At 41.4% G+C, this 17,304-nt stretch carries 18 protein-coding genes; 7 read left to right on the top strand and 11 right to left on the bottom strand.

From position 1 onward, the window contains the following. Positions 1 to 169 precede the first annotated feature (169 nt). From ACQ4XT_RS20115 to ACQ4XT_RS20125, 3 genes are all read left to right on the top strand, one after another. Positions 170 to 718: a DUF3267 domain-containing protein gene (locus ACQ4XT_RS20115; protein WP_446855405.1), complete on the top strand. Its 549-nt coding sequence runs from the start codon at positions 170 to 172 to the stop codon at positions 716 to 718. A 743-nt stretch (positions 719 to 1,461) separates the two neighbouring features. Next, a complete protein-coding gene (locus tag ACQ4XT_RS20120; protein WP_035510066.1) occupies positions 1,462 to 1,644 on the top strand; it encodes a hypothetical protein in 183 nt (60 codons plus the stop codon). A 163-nt stretch (positions 1,645 to 1,807) separates the two neighbouring features. Continuing rightward, positions 1,808 to 2,746 (top strand): peptidylprolyl isomerase, encoded by a 939-nt coding sequence (locus ACQ4XT_RS20125; protein WP_446855406.1) that lies wholly within the window; start codon positions 1,808 to 1,810, stop codon positions 2,744 to 2,746. Positions 2,747 to 2,783: 37 nt separating this feature from the next. Here ACQ4XT_RS20125 and ACQ4XT_RS20130 read toward each other — a convergent pair whose 3' ends face one another. From ACQ4XT_RS20130 to ACQ4XT_RS20155, 6 genes are all read right to left on the bottom strand, one after another. Continuing rightward, complete coding sequence (locus tag ACQ4XT_RS20130; protein WP_446855407.1) at positions 2,784 to 2,981, bottom strand: sporulation YhaL family protein; 198 nt, start codon at positions 2,979 to 2,981, stop codon at positions 2,784 to 2,786. A 140-nt stretch (positions 2,982 to 3,121) separates the two neighbouring features. After that, positions 3,122 to 3,673, bottom strand: a complete 552-nt coding sequence (locus ACQ4XT_RS20135; RefSeq protein ID WP_446855751.1) for a GbsR/MarR family transcriptional regulator — start codon at positions 3,671 to 3,673, stop codon at positions 3,122 to 3,124. 84 nt (positions 3,674 to 3,757) lie between these two features. Next, positions 3,758 to 6,646, bottom strand: a complete 2,889-nt coding sequence (locus ACQ4XT_RS20140) for an ATP-binding protein (RefSeq protein WP_446855409.1) — start codon at positions 6,644 to 6,646, stop codon at positions 3,758 to 3,760. Further along, positions 6,643 to 7,881, bottom strand: a complete 1,239-nt coding sequence (locus tag ACQ4XT_RS20145; RefSeq protein WP_446855410.1) for a metallophosphoesterase family protein — start codon at positions 7,879 to 7,881, stop codon at positions 6,643 to 6,645. The genes ACQ4XT_RS20140 and ACQ4XT_RS20145 overlap by 4 nt, the downstream gene beginning before the upstream one ends. 174 nt (positions 7,882 to 8,055) lie before the next feature. Further along, positions 8,056 to 9,309 (bottom strand): ABC transporter permease, encoded by a 1,254-nt coding sequence (locus ACQ4XT_RS20150; protein ID WP_446855412.1) that lies wholly within the window; start codon positions 9,307 to 9,309, stop codon positions 8,056 to 8,058. Then, positions 9,302 to 10,201, bottom strand: a complete 900-nt coding sequence (locus ACQ4XT_RS20155; RefSeq protein ID WP_446855413.1) for an ABC transporter ATP-binding protein — start codon at positions 10,199 to 10,201, stop codon at positions 9,302 to 9,304. The genes ACQ4XT_RS20150 and ACQ4XT_RS20155 overlap by 8 nt, the downstream gene beginning before the upstream one ends. 878 nt (positions 10,202 to 11,079) lie before the next feature. Between ACQ4XT_RS20155 and ACQ4XT_RS20160 the strand changes: the two genes are divergently transcribed. After that, positions 11,080 to 11,265, top strand: a complete 186-nt coding sequence (locus ACQ4XT_RS20160) for a YhzD family protein (RefSeq protein ID WP_446855415.1) — start codon at positions 11,080 to 11,082, stop codon at positions 11,263 to 11,265. Positions 11,266 to 11,319: 54 nt separating this feature from the next. Here the strand turns inward: ACQ4XT_RS20160 and ACQ4XT_RS20165 are convergent, their stop codons facing one another. From ACQ4XT_RS20165 to ACQ4XT_RS20180, 4 genes are all read right to left on the bottom strand, one after another. Continuing rightward, positions 11,320 to 12,090 carry an enoyl-CoA hydratase gene (locus ACQ4XT_RS20165; RefSeq protein WP_446855417.1) on the bottom strand — a complete coding sequence of 257 codons (771 nt, stop codon included), beginning with the start codon at positions 12,088 to 12,090 and terminating at the stop codon, positions 11,320 to 11,322. A gap of 233 nt (positions 12,091 to 12,323) precedes the next feature. Beyond that, on the bottom strand, positions 12,324 to 12,683 hold the full coding sequence (locus ACQ4XT_RS20170; RefSeq protein WP_089653229.1) for a YlbF/YmcA family competence regulator: 360 nt from the start codon (positions 12,681 to 12,683) through the stop codon (positions 12,324 to 12,326). 84 nt (positions 12,684 to 12,767) lie between these two features. After that, entirely contained in the window at positions 12,768 to 13,904 is a 1,137-nt protein-coding gene (locus ACQ4XT_RS20175) for a DUF445 domain-containing protein (protein WP_446855419.1), read from the bottom strand. Between the two features lie 114 nt (positions 13,905 to 14,018). Beyond that, a complete protein-coding gene (locus ACQ4XT_RS20180) occupies positions 14,019 to 14,429 on the bottom strand; it encodes a hypothetical protein (RefSeq protein WP_446855420.1) in 411 nt (136 codons plus the stop codon). A 109-nt stretch (positions 14,430 to 14,538) separates the two neighbouring features. Here ACQ4XT_RS20180 and ACQ4XT_RS20185 point away from each other — a divergent pair, with 109 nt between their 5' ends. Further along, entirely contained in the window at positions 14,539 to 14,706 is a 168-nt protein-coding gene (locus ACQ4XT_RS20185; protein WP_446855422.1) for a hypothetical protein, read from the top strand. Between the two features lie 60 nt (positions 14,707 to 14,766). On the opposite strand, the gene ACQ4XT_RS20190 is transcribed toward ACQ4XT_RS20185, so the two are convergent. After that, entirely contained in the window at positions 14,767 to 15,048 is a 282-nt protein-coding gene (locus ACQ4XT_RS20190; protein WP_174787809.1) for a metal-sensitive transcriptional regulator, read from the bottom strand. Positions 15,049 to 15,158: 110 nt separating this feature from the next. Between ACQ4XT_RS20190 and ACQ4XT_RS20195 the strand changes: the two genes are divergently transcribed. Both ACQ4XT_RS20195 and msmX read left to right on the top strand, forming a co-directional pair. Then, positions 15,159 to 16,052, top strand: coding sequence for a PucR family transcriptional regulator (locus ACQ4XT_RS20195; protein WP_446855423.1), 894 nt, complete (start codon positions 15,159 to 15,161; stop codon positions 16,050 to 16,052). Between the two features lie 128 nt (positions 16,053 to 16,180). Next, positions 16,181 to 17,278, top strand: a complete 1,098-nt coding sequence (gene msmX / locus ACQ4XT_RS20200; protein ID WP_446855425.1) for an oligosaccharide ABC transporter ATP-binding protein MsmX — start codon at positions 16,181 to 16,183, stop codon at positions 17,276 to 17,278. Positions 17,279 to 17,304: the final 26 nt, after the last annotated feature.

A 17,304-nucleotide genomic window follows, 5' to 3' on the forward strand; every position in this document is an offset into this window, starting at 1 on the left:
AAAGAGAAAAAAGCAAATATTTTTTTTACAGAAAACCTATTGCTTTTTCTCTTCAAACATACTATTATTCGTCTTGTGCCAATCAAACGAAACATAAAACGTACTACTATCATATCGATATTTATAATAAATTCACAGTATTTTTTGTTGTAAGGGAGGGATTCTTATGATGAACTGCTGGAAAACAGTAAACATCAATAAAGAATTCGGTCTGAACCGTGTTTACCTGATGTCTTTTCTTACAGGACTACTTTCATTCCTAATTTTATATCTGCCGTATTCAATGATTCACGGTACGCATGAGATGAATGATCACGGTTTTCTACCGTTGTTGGTTATTTTGTTTTTCTTACCATCCATGCACCGCTTGATGCATATGTTACCGTTAATGCTCAGCTATAAGCGGTTACGAGTAAACTTCAAATTCAGGAAGCGGTTTGTACCGACTTTCACTTATCAGTGCAAAACTCGATTATCAAAGAAGACATCGATCATGATGGCTCTTGCACCAACATTTTTGATTACAGTTCCTGCACTCATCATGGGATATGTCTTCCCTCATTACTTCGCGTACCTTGTACTCTTTGCATCTGTGAATATCGGATTATCTTTCTCTGATTTTCTCTATTTAAATTATTTCGCCAAAGCACCGAAAAAGTGCTTGATCGAGAATGCCAAAGAAGGCTACGATATCCTCATTCATCAGCCAAAAGCATAAAAACAACGTTCAATCTTATGAACGTTGTTTTTTTATACCTTCTTACAGTATATGGCAGGTTTCTTGAAGACTCAGTTTCGAGACTTTGTTGAGTGGATGGGGGCTGCGGGGAATAGCTCGCTTTCCGCGGGAGCGCGGTGAGCCTCCTCGGACTTCGTCCTGTGGGGTCTCACCCTGCACTTTTTTCCCGCAGGAGTCTCGCCATTCCCCTCCGCCCCTTTTACAAGTAAGATTCTCGAAACCACTCCCCGAATAATCAGCTAGTCAATTAAATTGGGAGTATAAGGATAAAATCCCCATGCCCAGGTATTTGGACTCTGAGAGCTTAATACAGAGCGTTTTATGCTTTTCCAATCGGGATAACAGGAGACAATCCAACTTGGTAAAGGGGTTCGTTTCACACACATATCGAACGGGGTGGTTGGGAAGCTGCGAGACTCCCGTGGGAGAAAGGAGATAGGTGAGATCCCGCAAGGCTTTAGCCTGAGGAAGCTCACCACTCCCCCACAGGAAAGCGAGTTGCTTCCCAGCCACCCCTGATTCCCATTTTGGCGAACGAAACCCGAAAGCATCTCGAAACTGAGTCTTCCACAAACGGGAGCTTTAGTTTAAGTGAGGATTTGTCTTTTCGTTTCTGGATCGGACTTTTTTTGTTCTAACATGGAAATCCGACCCGCTTTTTTCTGTTCAATCCACCTAAACTTTGATAGAGTAGTTTCATAGGGAATAAAGGAGGTACCAACATGGCATTTGGATTCAGCTTGTACGCGCTCGTCATTTTATTCGTGTTTAACTCACTCACACATTCCTTATGCACAAAGACGAAAATGTCGAACGAAAAACAAACGCGTGTTTTCCGCACGATCAACGTACTAATTACAATATTACTGATCTCTTCTTATGTGGAAGTGCTTAATACACTCTAAAAACAGGCCGCAGTTGGCCTGTTTTTTCTATGTCTTGTTTGAATTGCTATATTTTCACAACACAGTATAGAACATCGCCTATATAATGTGTTATATTTACTGATAGGCTGTGAGCAATCTCTACGTCACGAAATTCACAATAAGTTTTAGGAGTGTCAGGATTATGAAAAAAATAGCCATCACTGCTGCATTGGCAGCGAGCGTATTCACCTTGTCAGCTTGTTCATCCAATGCAGATGAATCAGAAGCCGTTGTTGAAACCAATGGTGGAGAAGTAACAAAAGAAGAGTTTTATCAGGAATTGAAGTCTCAGTACGGTGAACAAGTGCTTCAGACTCTTGTCATGAAAGAAGTTCTTGCAAATAATTACGAGGTTTCAGATGAAGAAGTCAACAAAGAACTAGAGACGATCAAAGAACAATACGGCGATAATTTTGAAAACATTCTTCAGCAAAATGGCTTCGCCGATGAAGAAGCATTCAAAGAAACGATCCGTATGAGCCTACTTCAAGAAAAAGCGGCTTCTGAAGGAATTGAAATTTCAGAAGAAGAAATGAAAAATTATTATGATCGCATGAAAACAGAGGTTCAAGCGAGCCATATTCTAGTCTCTGATGAAGAAACAGCGAAGGAAGTTAAAGAAAAAATCGATAATGGAGAAGATTTCGGAGAGTTAGCTGCTGAATATTCTTCTGATGGTTCTGCTCAGCAAGGCGGGAAGCTTGGTTGGTTCGGACCAGGAGAAATGGTGGCTGAATTTGAAGATAAAGCCTACGAATTAGAGCCAGGTAAAGTAAGTGAACCTGTACAATCTCAATTCGGCTACCACATCATTAAGGTGACAGACAAGCGTGATAAAGAAGATATCAAGCCATATGATGAAATGAAGGAAGAAATCAAGCGTACATTAACAAGTCAGAAAGTCGATCAAGCTGAGCTTCAGAAGAAGATGGATGAGCTTATGCAGAACTCTGAAATTGATGTAAAACTTGATGAGTTTGAAGGTCTCTTCGATAAAGAGGAAGCTCCAGTGGAAGAAGGTACAACTCCGGAGGGAAATAACTCTGAAGACAGTACTTCTGACGAAAATACAGTAGAATAATAAAGATCAAAAGCCAGGTAAATCATTCACCTGGCTTTTAATCTGACATCATGGCATCTCTTTTTCCCCGCCGTTCTTTCTCTTTCTCCATCCGCTTTAAATAGACTTGCCCTTCCCGTTCGATATACTCTTGCTCGAGGTTGTGCTCCGCTCTCATGGCGCGGATGGCCATATACCCACTTATGAATATAAAGACAACACACAGAAACACCCAAATCGGAAGACCGAATAACATGAATTCATCCTCCCTGCTCCTTTTGTCTCTAGTCTATGAGCGCTTGCGGGCAATTATGATACAAGCTTCCCCCTCACTTCACTGCAAAAGAGTACAAAAAAACTGATGTGGCCAGCATCATACTGTCCACATCAGTCTTTTTACTTTTTATCTTTTTGATCAATTTTCGGTACGTATTGGAATATCTCTCCTGATTCTACCACATGTATGAATCTCATGAGCCAGCGATAGTAATTTTGAGCATATTCCAACCGATCAATATCCTCGGTTATTTTAGCTTGAAGTTCTTCGTCCGTGGTCTTCTCGTGCAGCTCTTGAAGCTCCTGAATGGCTTCATCCGCTTCTTCTATATTCGTCTCTGTATGATGTCTCCAACGGCTCCCAAACAAGGAAGTGAATGATTTATACCAGTCTTCTTCTGACTTGTAAAGGTCTTTACGTACTCCTTTTTTAAAGGAAGGTTCGACCATCTTCATATCTGATAAAGCACGGACGCCTGTTGACATACTTGTCTTACTCATCTCCAAAGCTTCCCGCATGTCATCCAATGTCATGGGTTCCTGCGAAAAGTACAGCACTCCATACAAGCGACCAATGGACGGGGTTACCCCATAAAGGCTCATATTCTTAGCTATGACTTGGATAAATTGTTCAATTGTTTCTTCGTATTTGTTCCAATCTGTATTATTCATTTCTGGCAATGGAAACCCTCCATTTGCTTATTCCTCAGTAATCTTAAAACATTTTATCATTAATGTCCGTACATTGCGACCATATTATTGATTTTCACTTAATCGCAGGACTTGAGGAGATTGAAACACTTCTTCCAAGTCTTCTCGCCAAGTAAAAAGAATGATTTGGTGCTTTTTAGATAATTGCTCGAAAAGTTCGATCATCAGGTGTAATCTCTTTTGGTCAAAATGAACGAAGGCATCATCAACGAGAAACGGCAGGGATAAATCATCCGCCATCGTTTCCCCGAGAGCCAAGCGGAAAGAAATATACAATTGATCTTTTGTGCCTCGTGAAAGTTCCATTGGATAATAAGTGAATCCTTGCTTACTAACGACCTTAATGCGATCATCATCGGGAGATATTTTCACATCAGCATAATTTCCATCCGTCAGTCTATGAAAATAGTCTGTAGCTTTCCTTAAGATGCGTGGTAAATATTTTTCTTTATACGCATGCTTCGTTTTCTCCAAAGCCTTCCAGGCCAGTTGATAAGCTGCCCACTCTTCTGATTGCTTTTGAAGTTCGGCTTTTTCTCTGTGAAGTTTGTGGGTGATGCTTGAGCGTTCATCTGAATGCTCAAGCTGCTGAATGGCACTCTGGTTATCTGCCATGGCTTGCTGATTCTTTTTTTGTTCATCTTCGATCTTTTTCTTTTCGCTTTTAAGTCGCTCGAGACGGGCAGAAAGAACACGTTCTTCAGGCACTTCTGTCCACACATGATAATCATTCTGCTCTCTTTCTGAAAGCATACGCTGAAGCTGACGTTCTAAATCTTGGAGCTGATTTTGTTGCTCCTCACGTTTTTCATTCTGTTTCGCTTTGATGTAATAGTCCTCTTCCTTCTCAACACCGGCTTCTTTAAAAAGCTCTTGTTGCTGCTCCATATAAGTAGAAAGCTTTAGGTTGTTTTCTTTCGCACGTTTATACAAGGATTCCAATTGCTGTTCTGCATGGGAAATTTTCTGCCTTCTTTGACTCTGGTCTTGGACCCATTCTTTCAAACGCTGCCACTGCTGTTCCATATTCTCTTCGTAGAATTCCCACTTTTTCATCTTGTAAAACGCTTCCAGATTTTTTTGGATATCATTCATTATGGAACGTTGCTCATTTTTGTCGTAAAGCATCCGGTTTTGTGTACGTTTCTTTTCTTTCAACTGTGCAAGAAGATGATAAAGTTTTTCCCAGTGTTCCACGTTTAAGTAGGCTAGGAAAGGATAGAGATTACGCTGTTCATCGAGAGTACTTTCCAATCTTCTTTTTCGTTGTTGAAGATGATGAGTCTTCTCCTGCAGCCGAACCTCTTCCTGGTTCAACTGCTTCCACTGATCACGCAGATGATGGTACTCATTCATATGTGCATCATATTTCTGCAGCTGTTTCCTCGCTTGTTCCATTTCTTCTACTGGAATGGACTTCGTCACACTTTGTTCGAATGATTTCATAATTTTTTTGTGACAACTGTAACTGTATAAGGCAAAACCAGCGGCTATCGCCAAGCACAATACGAATAGTCCCATTCCATCTAAAAGCCCCCCCACAGCCAGTGCAAGGATCGCCATTCCGCCTCCTAACAAACGTCTATTCCTTAATCCCGTTAAGTCCTGATCAGACGTTGCTGCCATTTGATAACTCTTCTGCAACTTTTCTTCGTATTCTTTGGCTGTTTCCTCACTAATCCTCTCGTCCTCTATCAAATGTTTACGTTCTTCAATTTTTTGAAACTCCCGGGCGATCTCATCTAATTGTTCCTTAATAAACGATTCTTCCCGTTCTACTTCCTCTTTCTCCTTCTTCAATGCTCGCCATGTCTCTTCAATATAAAATGGCAGGGGATATTCTTCAATTTCATCTGTATCCAAAGGAACATCGATGTGGCTTTTATATTCATCCAGCTGTTCATTTAGTCGGCTGGTCTGTTGTAAGAGGCGTTCATGTTCGTAGAGAGCCTGCTCATACTTTGCATATTCAGATTCTACGAGCCTTCTTCCTTCATCTTCTTGAGATGGATCGTATCCATCTTCCCAATGTTGAATGGAAGCTTCAAGTTCCTCTATATTTGTTTTTAACAGCTTTTGTTCTGATTGAAGTGGCAAAAGGACTTCCTTTACTTGTTGGTATCGCTCCACACCGGCTTCCGGAAAGGAAGTCTTTTCTTGATTGTCTACTTCCGACTTTATTAAATGGTAATCAACAATAATAGATCTAACTTTGAAAACCTGCTCCGTTATGTAGAGTTGATTGATTGTCTCCTTCCATTCCTTCTCCAACGTACTCATGCGTTCGTTCAATGTTTCTTTTGTTTTTTGCAGACGTAAATAGACTTCTTCTTCTTCATCCAATGTCTTTTTCTTCTGCTGCAACTCATCAACCACTTGAAGCTGTTCATTGATAAGTGGCTTTTTTCCTTGCGGTTTGAAACGTTCATCCATTTGTTTTTGCAGCCATTTTTCAGTCTGATAAATTTGATCAGATCCAGTTAACCCGATATTTAACAGGACTTCACCAAGCTCATGACCTGATAAATTCCTTAGCTCCATCAAGGCATCCGCATTAAAGCTATAGGTAGATTCAAATACTCTACGTTCCATTCCATCCAGTAAACTTCGGAGCCAGGATTCATCCTTTTCTTCCCCTGTCTCCAAGTGGCATACCGCTTTTCCGTTCTCATATTCGTGTGTTCTCTCAATCGTCACTCTGCCATACTCCGTTAAAATGACAAGGCGCCCACCCATGCTTCCTCCGGTCTTAGGTGTAAAAGAGAGCCTTTGCTTTGGAGGTAGTCCAAATAATATAAACAAGATAAACTCATAGAGCGTCGATTTTCCTGCTTCATTTTCACCTATGATGAGATGAGGAGATGAATCGGTTAAATCTAAAGAGTAATCCTTCCATTTCCCAAATCCGTATATGTATAAATGGATGATCTTCAAGTCGTCCCCCTCCTCTCATGATTGATCATCCGATCCATTAGTAATGATTTTGCCTGTTCGATTACGTCCTTCGTTTCTTCATTATTCATCGGATGAATATATTTGGACACTTTTCGATGGTTGAACAATGGGGTAAGCCACTGTTCAACTTCTTCTTCATCTAAATGTGAAATGGTCCGCAATAGTTCACCTGTAAAATGAGAACCCCTCATTAACTCCTCCTCATCCCAGGTTATGCGACTTTCAATTTTGACCTCCTCGATCCAGATCCAGTCATCGGAAGCAAAATCTTCATTCTCATTAATGACCTCCACCCAGTCTTGAATATCCTCTTTAGTTCCTGCATATCCCAACAATGTGATCGTCAACATCACAGGGGAACCGGCAGCAACTTTTTCTTTCGCCTTCTCCAACACTTTCTCCAATTCTTGAGGCGATGTGGTTTCAAGCTCATCCACAGTAGTAGAGACGTAGATTATGCTTTGGAGCGGGACAAAATGATAGTTCCATTCTTCTAAGCTGTGCTCGACAAGGTAACACCCTTTATCTCCCTCTTCCTTTCGTGATCTCCCCTGGATGTTTCCAGGATATAGGATAAGTGGATCTTCCGATAAAACCGAACGCTTGTGGATGTGACCTAAAGCCCAATAGTCCAGCTCTTTCTCTTTTAACTCCTGTAGTGTAAAAGGTGCATAAACATCATGGTCTGTATTTGTATCCAAACTTCCGTGAAGCATTCCAATGTGATAGTCCGCCCCCTCTTCTTTGGTAAAGAACGGGACTTTGCGATCTCGCACTTCTCTTGCCTCATAGCTGAATCCATAAATGTGCGCCAATACTTCACCATCCTTTTCAAAAGGGATATGTGCGACATTCTGACTTGGAAAAATATGTACATTCCCTGGCATTTCAATGGGTAGTGTTTTTCCCTCTATATAATCGTGGTTACCATAACTGACGTAAACATGAATATCCTTTTCTTGAAGACGTTCAAACCCACGCCTAAGATGGACTTGGGCTTTAATACTCCGAATTTCCTCATTGTATAAGTCACCAGCAATCAGTAGAAAATCCACCTTATTTTCTATACATGCATGGATGAGACGGTCGAACGCTTCAAACGTGCTGTTTCGCAACCTTTCTAACAACTCACCTGGAAAGTGCCCCTTTGTTTTAAAAAGGCTGTCGATATGTAAATCCGCGCTGTGTATGAATCGAATCGATGATTCCAACATGATCAGCCTCCTTCTCTATTGGTTCTTTCATTTTAACAGAGGTAAAAACCGAATGCACGTTCTCATACAACAAGGGCAGACGGAATATTTGAATACTTTCCCGAACCATTAATCCAAAGCATAGGCTTACATCATTTAACCAAACAAAAAACCCCTTGCGAAAGGGGTTTTTATCTATTTCTCTTTTTTGGAGAGCTGTAAAGCCGTTTTTAAATCCTTTAAGGAAGTGGACTTCCCGTACATCAACACACCACCACGATAGACACGTGCTCCAATCAACGCAAGTAAGAGAATGGACCCGATGAGAATACCAATAGACAAGGCAATTTCCCAAACCGGGATTTCCAACATTCCTACACGTAAGAACATAATTAATGGTGTAAAGAACGGGAAATAAGAACTGATCGTGATGAAGGTGGATTCAGGAATTCCAAGACCAAACATCGCAATGAGGAAACCGGCCACAATCAGCATAATCATAGGTGCCAACAATTGCTGCGCATCCTCCAAACGACTGACGAGCGATCCCAAGGTAGCCGCTAAGGTAGCATAAAGCAAATAGCCAAGTATGAAGAAAACCACTGCATAGATGATTGTACCAGGGTTAATGTCATTGAAACCGAAGAATTCCAGCATCGAACCATCTCCAAGGGTCCTGCTTTGTTGAATACCTAAGTACCCTGCTAAAATAAGAATCGCGAATTGCGTCAAACCTAACAAAGCAATGCCGAAAATTTTCGCAAACATCTGGGAAACAGGGGATACGCTGGAAACTAAAATTTCCATGACGCGGCTTGATTTCTCTGTTGCTACCTCCGTAGAGATCATCTGTCCATACATGATGACAGAAAAATACAGGAAAAAGAGCATCACATAAACAAGTCCGCGAGTCTGGTTGAGTTCCTCTGCCGTTTTTGCACTCTCTTCAAGAGCTACGAGCTCAAAAGTAACAGGAGTATTCATTTGTTGAATAATCGCAGGATCGACATTGGCCTGCTCGGTTACATACTGTACTTTCACTTGTTGAAGTGCCTGTCTGACAGGGTCACTTTCACCAGTATTGGCAATTTTGTTCGCATAATAGGTCGCTTCAGGGAGCCCTTCTTCTCCTTGTTCCAATTCAACGACAGATTGAAAGTCTCCTTCTTCTACCGCTCCTTGGGCTTCCTCTAAACTCCCATCGTATTTCTGAAGGGTAAGATTGTCGTTCATTGAAACGGCCTGATCTAATGACTGAAACCAGCCCTCATTATCCGTCACAACCGCTACTTTCTTTTCTTCATCCACATCGCTGAAAGTCTCTATGATGGATTGCAAATTCGATAAAGCGAAAATGAGTGCGACAGTAACAATCGTAGTAATTAGGAAAGATTTTGATTTAACACGATTTTTATAAGTCTGGGCAACCATGATAAAGAACTTATTCATAAGAAGCACCCACCTTCTCAATAAAAATATCATTCAACGTTGGTTCTTCCAGATCAAATTTGCGTACAAATCCTTTTCCTTGCAGTTCCTCAAAAATACGCTGAGCAATTTCCTCACTCTCAATCTGGAGGACACACCCATCTCCCAATGGCTTATATTTCGTAACTCCCGGGACACTTTCCAAAAATGCAAGATCAAAATCTGCGATGACTTTCACATTCTTTTTCCCGAATGATTTTTTTATTTCCTTCAATTTCCCATGAACCACTGGGGAACCGTGATGGAGAATACACAGACTCTCACACAATTCCTCTACATGCTCCATCCGGTGCGAGGAAAACACAATCGATGTTCCCGATTCTTTCAAATCAATGACGGCTTTCTTCAGCATTTCCACATTAACTGGATCAAGACCTGAAAAAGGCTCATCCAGGATCAGCAATTTTGGTTTATGTAACACAGCTGAGATGAACTGAATCTTTTGCTGATTCCCTTTCGATAATTCTTCAACTTTCTTATTTTTATATTCTGGTACTTTAAACCGCTCAAGCCAGCGTTCAATCTGTTGGACGGCCTCAGACTTCCTCATCCCTCTTAATTTTGCCAAATAGACCAACTGCTCCTGAACCTTAAGCTTCGGATAAAGTCCCCTTTCCTCCGGTAGATATCCGATTAAATGGCTTTGGTCGTAGCCGATATCCCCGCCGTTCCATGATATTTCACCCTTTGTTTGATCCAACAAACCAAGAACCATACGGAAAGTTGTGGTTTTACCTGCTCCGTTCGCACCGAGAAAACCAAAAATCTGCTTTTCTGGTATTTCTAATGATAAATCATCTACCGCTGTAAATGACCCAAACTTTTTCGTCACTTTCTCCAAACGTAATGTCATCATTTCTCCCCCTTTTCACCTTATGTACGTAATTTCTAACTCATTGGTTTCAATAATCCTTCTTCCTTCACAAAAAATATGGCTATTAAAGAATATGGCAGGATTGTGGAAGACTCAGTTTCGAGAGGTGTCCGGGGTTCGTTGCCTTTTTGGGCGTTAGGGGTGGTCGGGAAGCTACTCGCTTTCCTGCGGGGATGACGGCAAGCCTCCTCGTGCTACGCACTGCGGGGTCTCGCCAGCCAATCCATTCCCGCGGGAGTGTCGCAGCTTCCCAACCACCCCTTTCGATGTATTCGTAAAACGAACCCCTTTGCTCAAAGAGACTGCCTTCCACTCTTCCGCTCTTATAAGCATAAGGCCTTCTCTATTTCAGAATCCAAATAAACATAAGGGTGAAGTGTAACGCCCACATTTCCATCGAGCTTGAAAGCTTCTTATTCCAGAAGTGGTTTCGAGACACTTATAAAATTAAGGGGCGGAGGGAAACGGTGAGACTCCTATGGGACGTGTGGGACAGGTGAGACCCCGGAAGGCTTAGCCTGAGGAGGCTCACCGCCCACCCCATGGAAAGTGTTCAAATGCGGAATCGTCCTGGTAGACACGACTAGCATAAGCAGAACAGCAACGGAATGTGTTTTTCATTCCTTTGCTGTTCTGCTTATGACGCGAGTGTCTGGACGATGGAGCAAGACGAACCTTTTCCCGTAGCCCCTAGAATCACACAAACGTCTCGGAACTGTGTCTTCAAGTATAGGGAGCTATTGTGGAAGAATGGAATGGGTGATTTTTTTAATGGAAATTTGCTGTTCAAGCAGGAATATCGACGGTGTATGACAAAAGTAAATAATGAACAGCTATTCATTCAAGGAGGCGCAACAATGAAGACATACTACTTAACTGTATTCGAGAAAGATGGTACCAATGTTCTCGATGAAAACTTCCAGGCAGAAAATGATGACCAGGCAAAAAAAATAGGGACAGAGAAGCTGGAAGAGAAAGGGTACAGCAATCACACCCATCGCTGCGCTGCACCTGAAGGGCACTTGGTTTTGTTCCACAGATAACCCTAAAAACAATGTAAAACCATAAAAAGTCGCGCTTTTAGGCGCGACTTTTTACTATTTACCTTGAAATTCCGGCTTTCGTTTATTTAAGAAGGCTTCAACCCCTTCTCTATGATCAGCGGTTTGAAGTAACCGCCATTGGTTTTCACGTTCTTTCTCCAAGTAGTGAGATAAACGTTCCATTCCATGTTGGTGATATATTTCTTTTGTAGCAATCATGGATTTCAATGGACGACTGCTCCACTCTTCCGCGAGACGTGCTGCTTCTTCTTGGACAGGTCCATTGACGACGATATCCACAAGTTTATGATCATAGGCTTCTTTTGCTCTCATTTGCTGCCCTTCCCAAGCAAAATGTTTAGCCTGATGTGTTCCTAAACGTTCCTGCAGCCAAAAATGACCTCCACCATCCGGAGCTAATCCAATACCTATAAAGTTCATGGATAATTCGGCGTCTGGTTCAGCTATGACATAATCAGCCGATAAAGCAATACTTAACCCTAGACCTACCACAGGCCCATGCAATGCGGATATCACAATCTTCTGCATGGAATAAAAGGTTTTTACAATGGTTTCGATATTATCCATGACTTCATCATAAGTATCTCTGTCAGACACCTCTTTCATCATGCTTAAATCTCCACCTGCGCAGAATCCTTCTCCATCTCCATATAAAAGTACAATTTTTGCCTCTGACCGCCTCACTTCACGAGCTGCCTCAGCGAACTCTGCTAATAGTTCTGCATTCAATGCATTGTATTTTTCTCCTCGGGCAATTTTCAAATGCACCACATTTCCCTTTTCCTCTACAATGAAATGCTTCATGATTATGGTTTTCCTCCTATATATGGAAAAATTCTTCTTGGTTTAGTTTTTCGTCATGGAGCACCCGCTTTCCTGCAAAAGACGACAAAAAATCCAATCCATAAAGAACTGGTAGACATGAAACATAGAAAGCTTATAGTCTGCGCGCTGAATACAGGCCTCCCGAAGTGCCCTTCAGTTAGAAATGGCCACAAAAAAAAGGAGCTGGTTCACCAGCTCCTTTTTATTACTATTTATTGTTGTGGTTCTTCAGGATTGCCGTAAAGCTCTTCAAGAGGCTTAGTAATGATACGGCTGATGTCATTAATGACAGTGTTTAAGCGCTGCTCTTCTTCCATAAGCTTGGAGATTTGAGGGTGTTGTTGTACAAGCTCAACAACTTTACGAGCCTGTTCTACTTCCTCCTCAGAAATTTCCTCTCCTTGCATCTGCTTTTGTTGAAGCGTGATTTGTGTTTGACGGAAATCGTCGAACATTTTTTTAGCAGCTTCGTCGTTCATAACTGCCTCATATGCTTCTTTCAATCCGTTGAATTCCTCACTGTTACGGATTGCTTTTTCTAGATCATACGCGTAATCATATAGATTTGCCATAAAAATAAGAACCTCCTAAATTATCGTTCTGATACTCCTCCCCCACTATAACAAACTCCTATACGTCTGTATAGGAATACACCATTATCCGAAAAATAGCACAATAATGGCCTGTAGCAAGCCGATCATCCCTCCTAGTAAAGCCCCCAGATAGGTAATCATTTTAAATTCTCTTCTTGAAATACCAAGAACCATTTCTTCAAGACGTTCGACTTGGAAAGCTTCGACTTCCTCCTGAACAATTTCAGATAAACGCAGCTGCGTCATCATACTTTCCACCTTGGCCGATAATAAATCACTGATTTGATCAACAGCAGCCGGAACGAAGGTTTTAAGAATTTTCTCTTCATAAGGACTTGTCCATTCCTCCACCGTTTTTGCCATCCACTGATCTACAGGTAATGCCTCTGACACAAGATCACCAAGCTTCGTACCAATTGTTTCACGGCCGATTTGGTCTTCAAACCATGCGACTCGCTTCGTAAGCATTTTATCTTTCTCTGTATGCAGCATCGTTTCCAGCCAATCCTTCATTTCCCGGTCGGATACATATTTAAGAATCAGCGGATAAACACGCTCTGTAAGCCCGTCGGGTCCCATGAAAGATGAAATCATATTACCGAGAAACCCTTGATTATCCAAGTAGTTATCAATTAAGGCGGCTACTTTCTCTTTCCCTTCGGAACTCCGGAAATAAGTTTCTATACTCGCTTGAATATGAGCAGCCGCCTGATCTACTCCGCGGTTTGTCCTTTCTCGTAACGATGGTGTTAACAACTCTTCTATCGTTTTTTCACGATATTCGTCCATGAGTGATTCATAGCGATGTTCCACCCAATGAGAGACATGACTTTGAATGGATGCTGTTGTCACTTCAATATGAAATTTCTCAAGCACATCTTTTAACGTATCTTCTTTTTTTAACAACGTTTGAACTTCATCTATCGCCCATGTAGTCATCTGTGCCTTAAAACTTGAATGAGTGAGCTTTCTACGGATGCCTTCTGGAGTTAATAGATGATTGACAACCATTTTACCTAGCTGTTGGGCTAATTCCTTTTGACGTTTAGGAATAAGGCCCGGGGTAAAAGGCAGACGGTAGCTACCGATATAAATAGATCGATATGGACGAAATAACATTTTTATGGCTAATGAATTGGTAAGCCCTCCGATTAAGGCTCCGATTCCGATCATCATTATAATTAATAAAACAGGATTCATGTTCCAACCTCTTTCTACACATGGTGTACCAAGTATAATCCATATAAAAGCCAAGTGCCAACGGTAAAACCCAAAACAAAAAGGCCTCATGTAGACATGGCCTTCAAGCTTGAATTATTTTAGTCGCCCATAAATAGTGCCGAACCTAGTCGCATGTTCCATCTCATCAGTCATGGCTGTAAATAATGCATGATAAGCGACGGGTGTAGGAACCATAAACAGCATCTCCCTGTACATCTCAGCTGCTTTAAACTCATCTTGTTGGGCTTTGATCACACCATTCTCAAAAGATCGATAATTGATCGTCTTTGGTTCAAATTCATGATATTTTCCTGTCAACTGAAAGTGAAGGTGTTGGAACATTTGATAATGTTTTAACTCATCATCTTCGGCATGCTTAATATAGTCCCTGAATAAACGGTTGCTTGTATCCTCTTTTAACCGGCTGTAAAAATCCTGATCCTTCCATTCTTCTTCAATTGATCTTTGCAGTCTTTGGATAAAGGACTCACGATAGCCCTGCATCTGATCCCCTCCCTTACTAGAAGAATATGAAGGGAAAGGACAAGTTTATGCTCCGTGGTCATTCATTGAATTTCAGAATCCGGGCAAAATGAAAGGAGGAGGTGAACATATGGATAAGCATCATAAAAAAGCAGCACCCGAAGGAAAGGATAAATTCGAACTTGACGTTGATCGGATGATCAATGAAGGGATGGCAGGTGGCACTATTAAACCTGTTTACGGGCATGAGCAAATCGGAGAAGCTCACGAAATTCCTGAGCAAAAAGAGGAAAAATGAAAAGAAAAAGCTGTCTCCTGTTTGCCTTTCATCTGACGCAACAGGAGACAGCTTTCTTCATTAGCGGCTTTTAACAATCATCTGCACAGCTTCGTTAATTAACTCTTCCGCTGATTCGCCTTCCTCATGAGCATCACGAATACAGCCTTCTAAATTTTTTGCAACAATATATCCAATCGCACGGTCCATCGCAGAACGTGCGGCTGACAACTGGGTAATGACATCTTTACAATCTTTATCTTCATCCATCATCTTGAGGACACCACGGACTTGACCTTCAATTCTTTTTAAACGGTTTTTCGTTTCAGGACCGTAAATACTTTTATCCTTCACTTGATCCAATTCCTTCTCCTCCTCTCTTCAGGTGCGAGGTTTTATACCTTCAACGCTTTGCGGATTTTGTCCATTGTATTACTATAATAGTAAATATCCAACCAAAAAGGAAGAGATTCATGTCAGTTGTAGAACAACTTAAACGATTATACCCTTCAATCACTATAAATAAACTGGGGTTTGACAACCATACAGAATATAAATGGTTCCAAACCGAAAATGATGAAATCGTAGGTATTAAAAAAGATGAACTTGATCACCCATCTTCTGAATTACTCTCGATCTTTCTCAAACCTTTAAGCTCAGAAGAATCCACCATGACAGAAAGGGAGAAGCAATGGTCATCATTCCTTTTTAAAAAAGAAGGGACGCAGGAAATGGTGTGGCCGGTATCCTTTCGCTTTGTCCTTTTTTCCATCGAAGATGTGGAAGCAGAGAAATCTATTGTAAAGGAAGCACTTCAATCCCTATTCCCTCAAGAAATGCCTCTCTTATGGACATCGGACCGTGAGGGGATCATCATAGAAGAGATTTCATCTATAGATCAGGAAATTATGGAATTCGAAGGCATGGCAGATGTATTAAGCAGTGATTTTTACACAGATATCCATTTCTTTATTAGTGAATTCACTTCCTCCCCGGAGGATGCCTCAAAAATATTGAAATGGGCCCAGCACGGAGCGAGAATTGCTAAAGAACATAAACTAGGATCCATGATTACCTATAAGGATATTATCCCCTATTTATATATAGACGCACTTCCAGAAGAAGAATGGGAACATATCCGCAGATCCATCTTTAAGGACATCGAAAAGGACAAGGAATTATTACAGACTATCCGGACTTTCCTGGAATCTGGATCTAATACGTCTCTAGCTGCTAAAAAACTGTATATGCACAGAAACAGCTTGCAATATCGAGTGGACAAATTCATTGAAAAAACGGGCCTTGACATTAAACAATTTGAGGGCGCGGTCATTACGTATCTAGCATTATTACACATGGAATACTGACAATCGACAAAGTGCACAAACAACCCTCTCCCATGTTTGTGCACTTTGTCCATTTACCGTTTTCAGAAACTTCGATACACTGTAATCAATCAAGAAAGCGATTTCAATTTTTCTAGGGGGATATAAAAATGGCAGAAATTAAACTGAACAATATTGATAAAGTATATGATAAAAGTGTAAAAGCGGTGGATGATTTCAACTTACACATCAAGGATAAAGAGTTTATCGTATTCGTCGGCCCTTCCGGTTGCGGAAAATCTACGACACTTCGTATGATTGCAGGTCTGGAAGAAATCACAAACGGTGACTTCATGATTGATGAAAAGCGCATGAACGATGTAGCTCCGAAAGACCGTGACATCGCGATGGTATTCCAAAACTACGCTTTGTATCCACACATGAACGTATATGATAACATGGCGTTCGGTTTAAAACTCCGTAAGATGGATAAAAGTGAAATTGAGAAACGTGTAAATAACGCGGCGCAGATCCTTGGCCTTGAGGCTTTACTTGACCGTAAACCGAAAGCGCTATCTGGTGGTCAAAGACAGCGTGTTGCTCTTGGCCGTGCGATTGTACGAGATGCAAAAGTATTCTTGATGGACGAGCCTCTTTCCAACCTTGATGCCAAGCTTCGTGTACAAATGCGTGCTGAGATCCAGAAGCTGCACCAACGTCTTCAAACAACAACCATCTACGTCACGCACGACCAGACAGAGGCGATGACAATGGCTACACGACTTGTGGTTATGAAGGACGGGGTTATTCAACAAGTGGGTGCACCTAAAGATGTGTATGACAAACCTGAAAATGTATTTGTCGGCGGCTTCATCGGTTCTCCAGCCATGAACTTCCTTAATGGAACACTTGCCGATGGACACATTGAACTGGGAGAATTAAAAATCGCTGTTCCTGAAGGTAAAATGAAACCTCTTCGTGAACAAAACTACATCGGTAAAGAAATTATTCTGGGTGTAAGACCGGAAGATATGCATGATGAGCCTGTGTTTATTGATGCAAACCAAGACAAGAAAATCACAGCGGACATTGAAGTAGCAGAACTGATGGGATCTGAGTCCTACTTATATTCCAAGCTGAATGACCAGGACTTCATTGCTCGTGTAGACTCCCGTTCCGATATTAATGGTGGAGATCAGATTACGTTGGCAATCGATATGAACAAAGTTCACTTCTTTGATAAAGACTCTGAATTACGTATACGCTAAAAAAAACGCAGCCTTGTTGGCTGCGT

The sequence above is a fragment of the Halobacillus sp. 12SKB genome, from assembly GCF_052941655.1.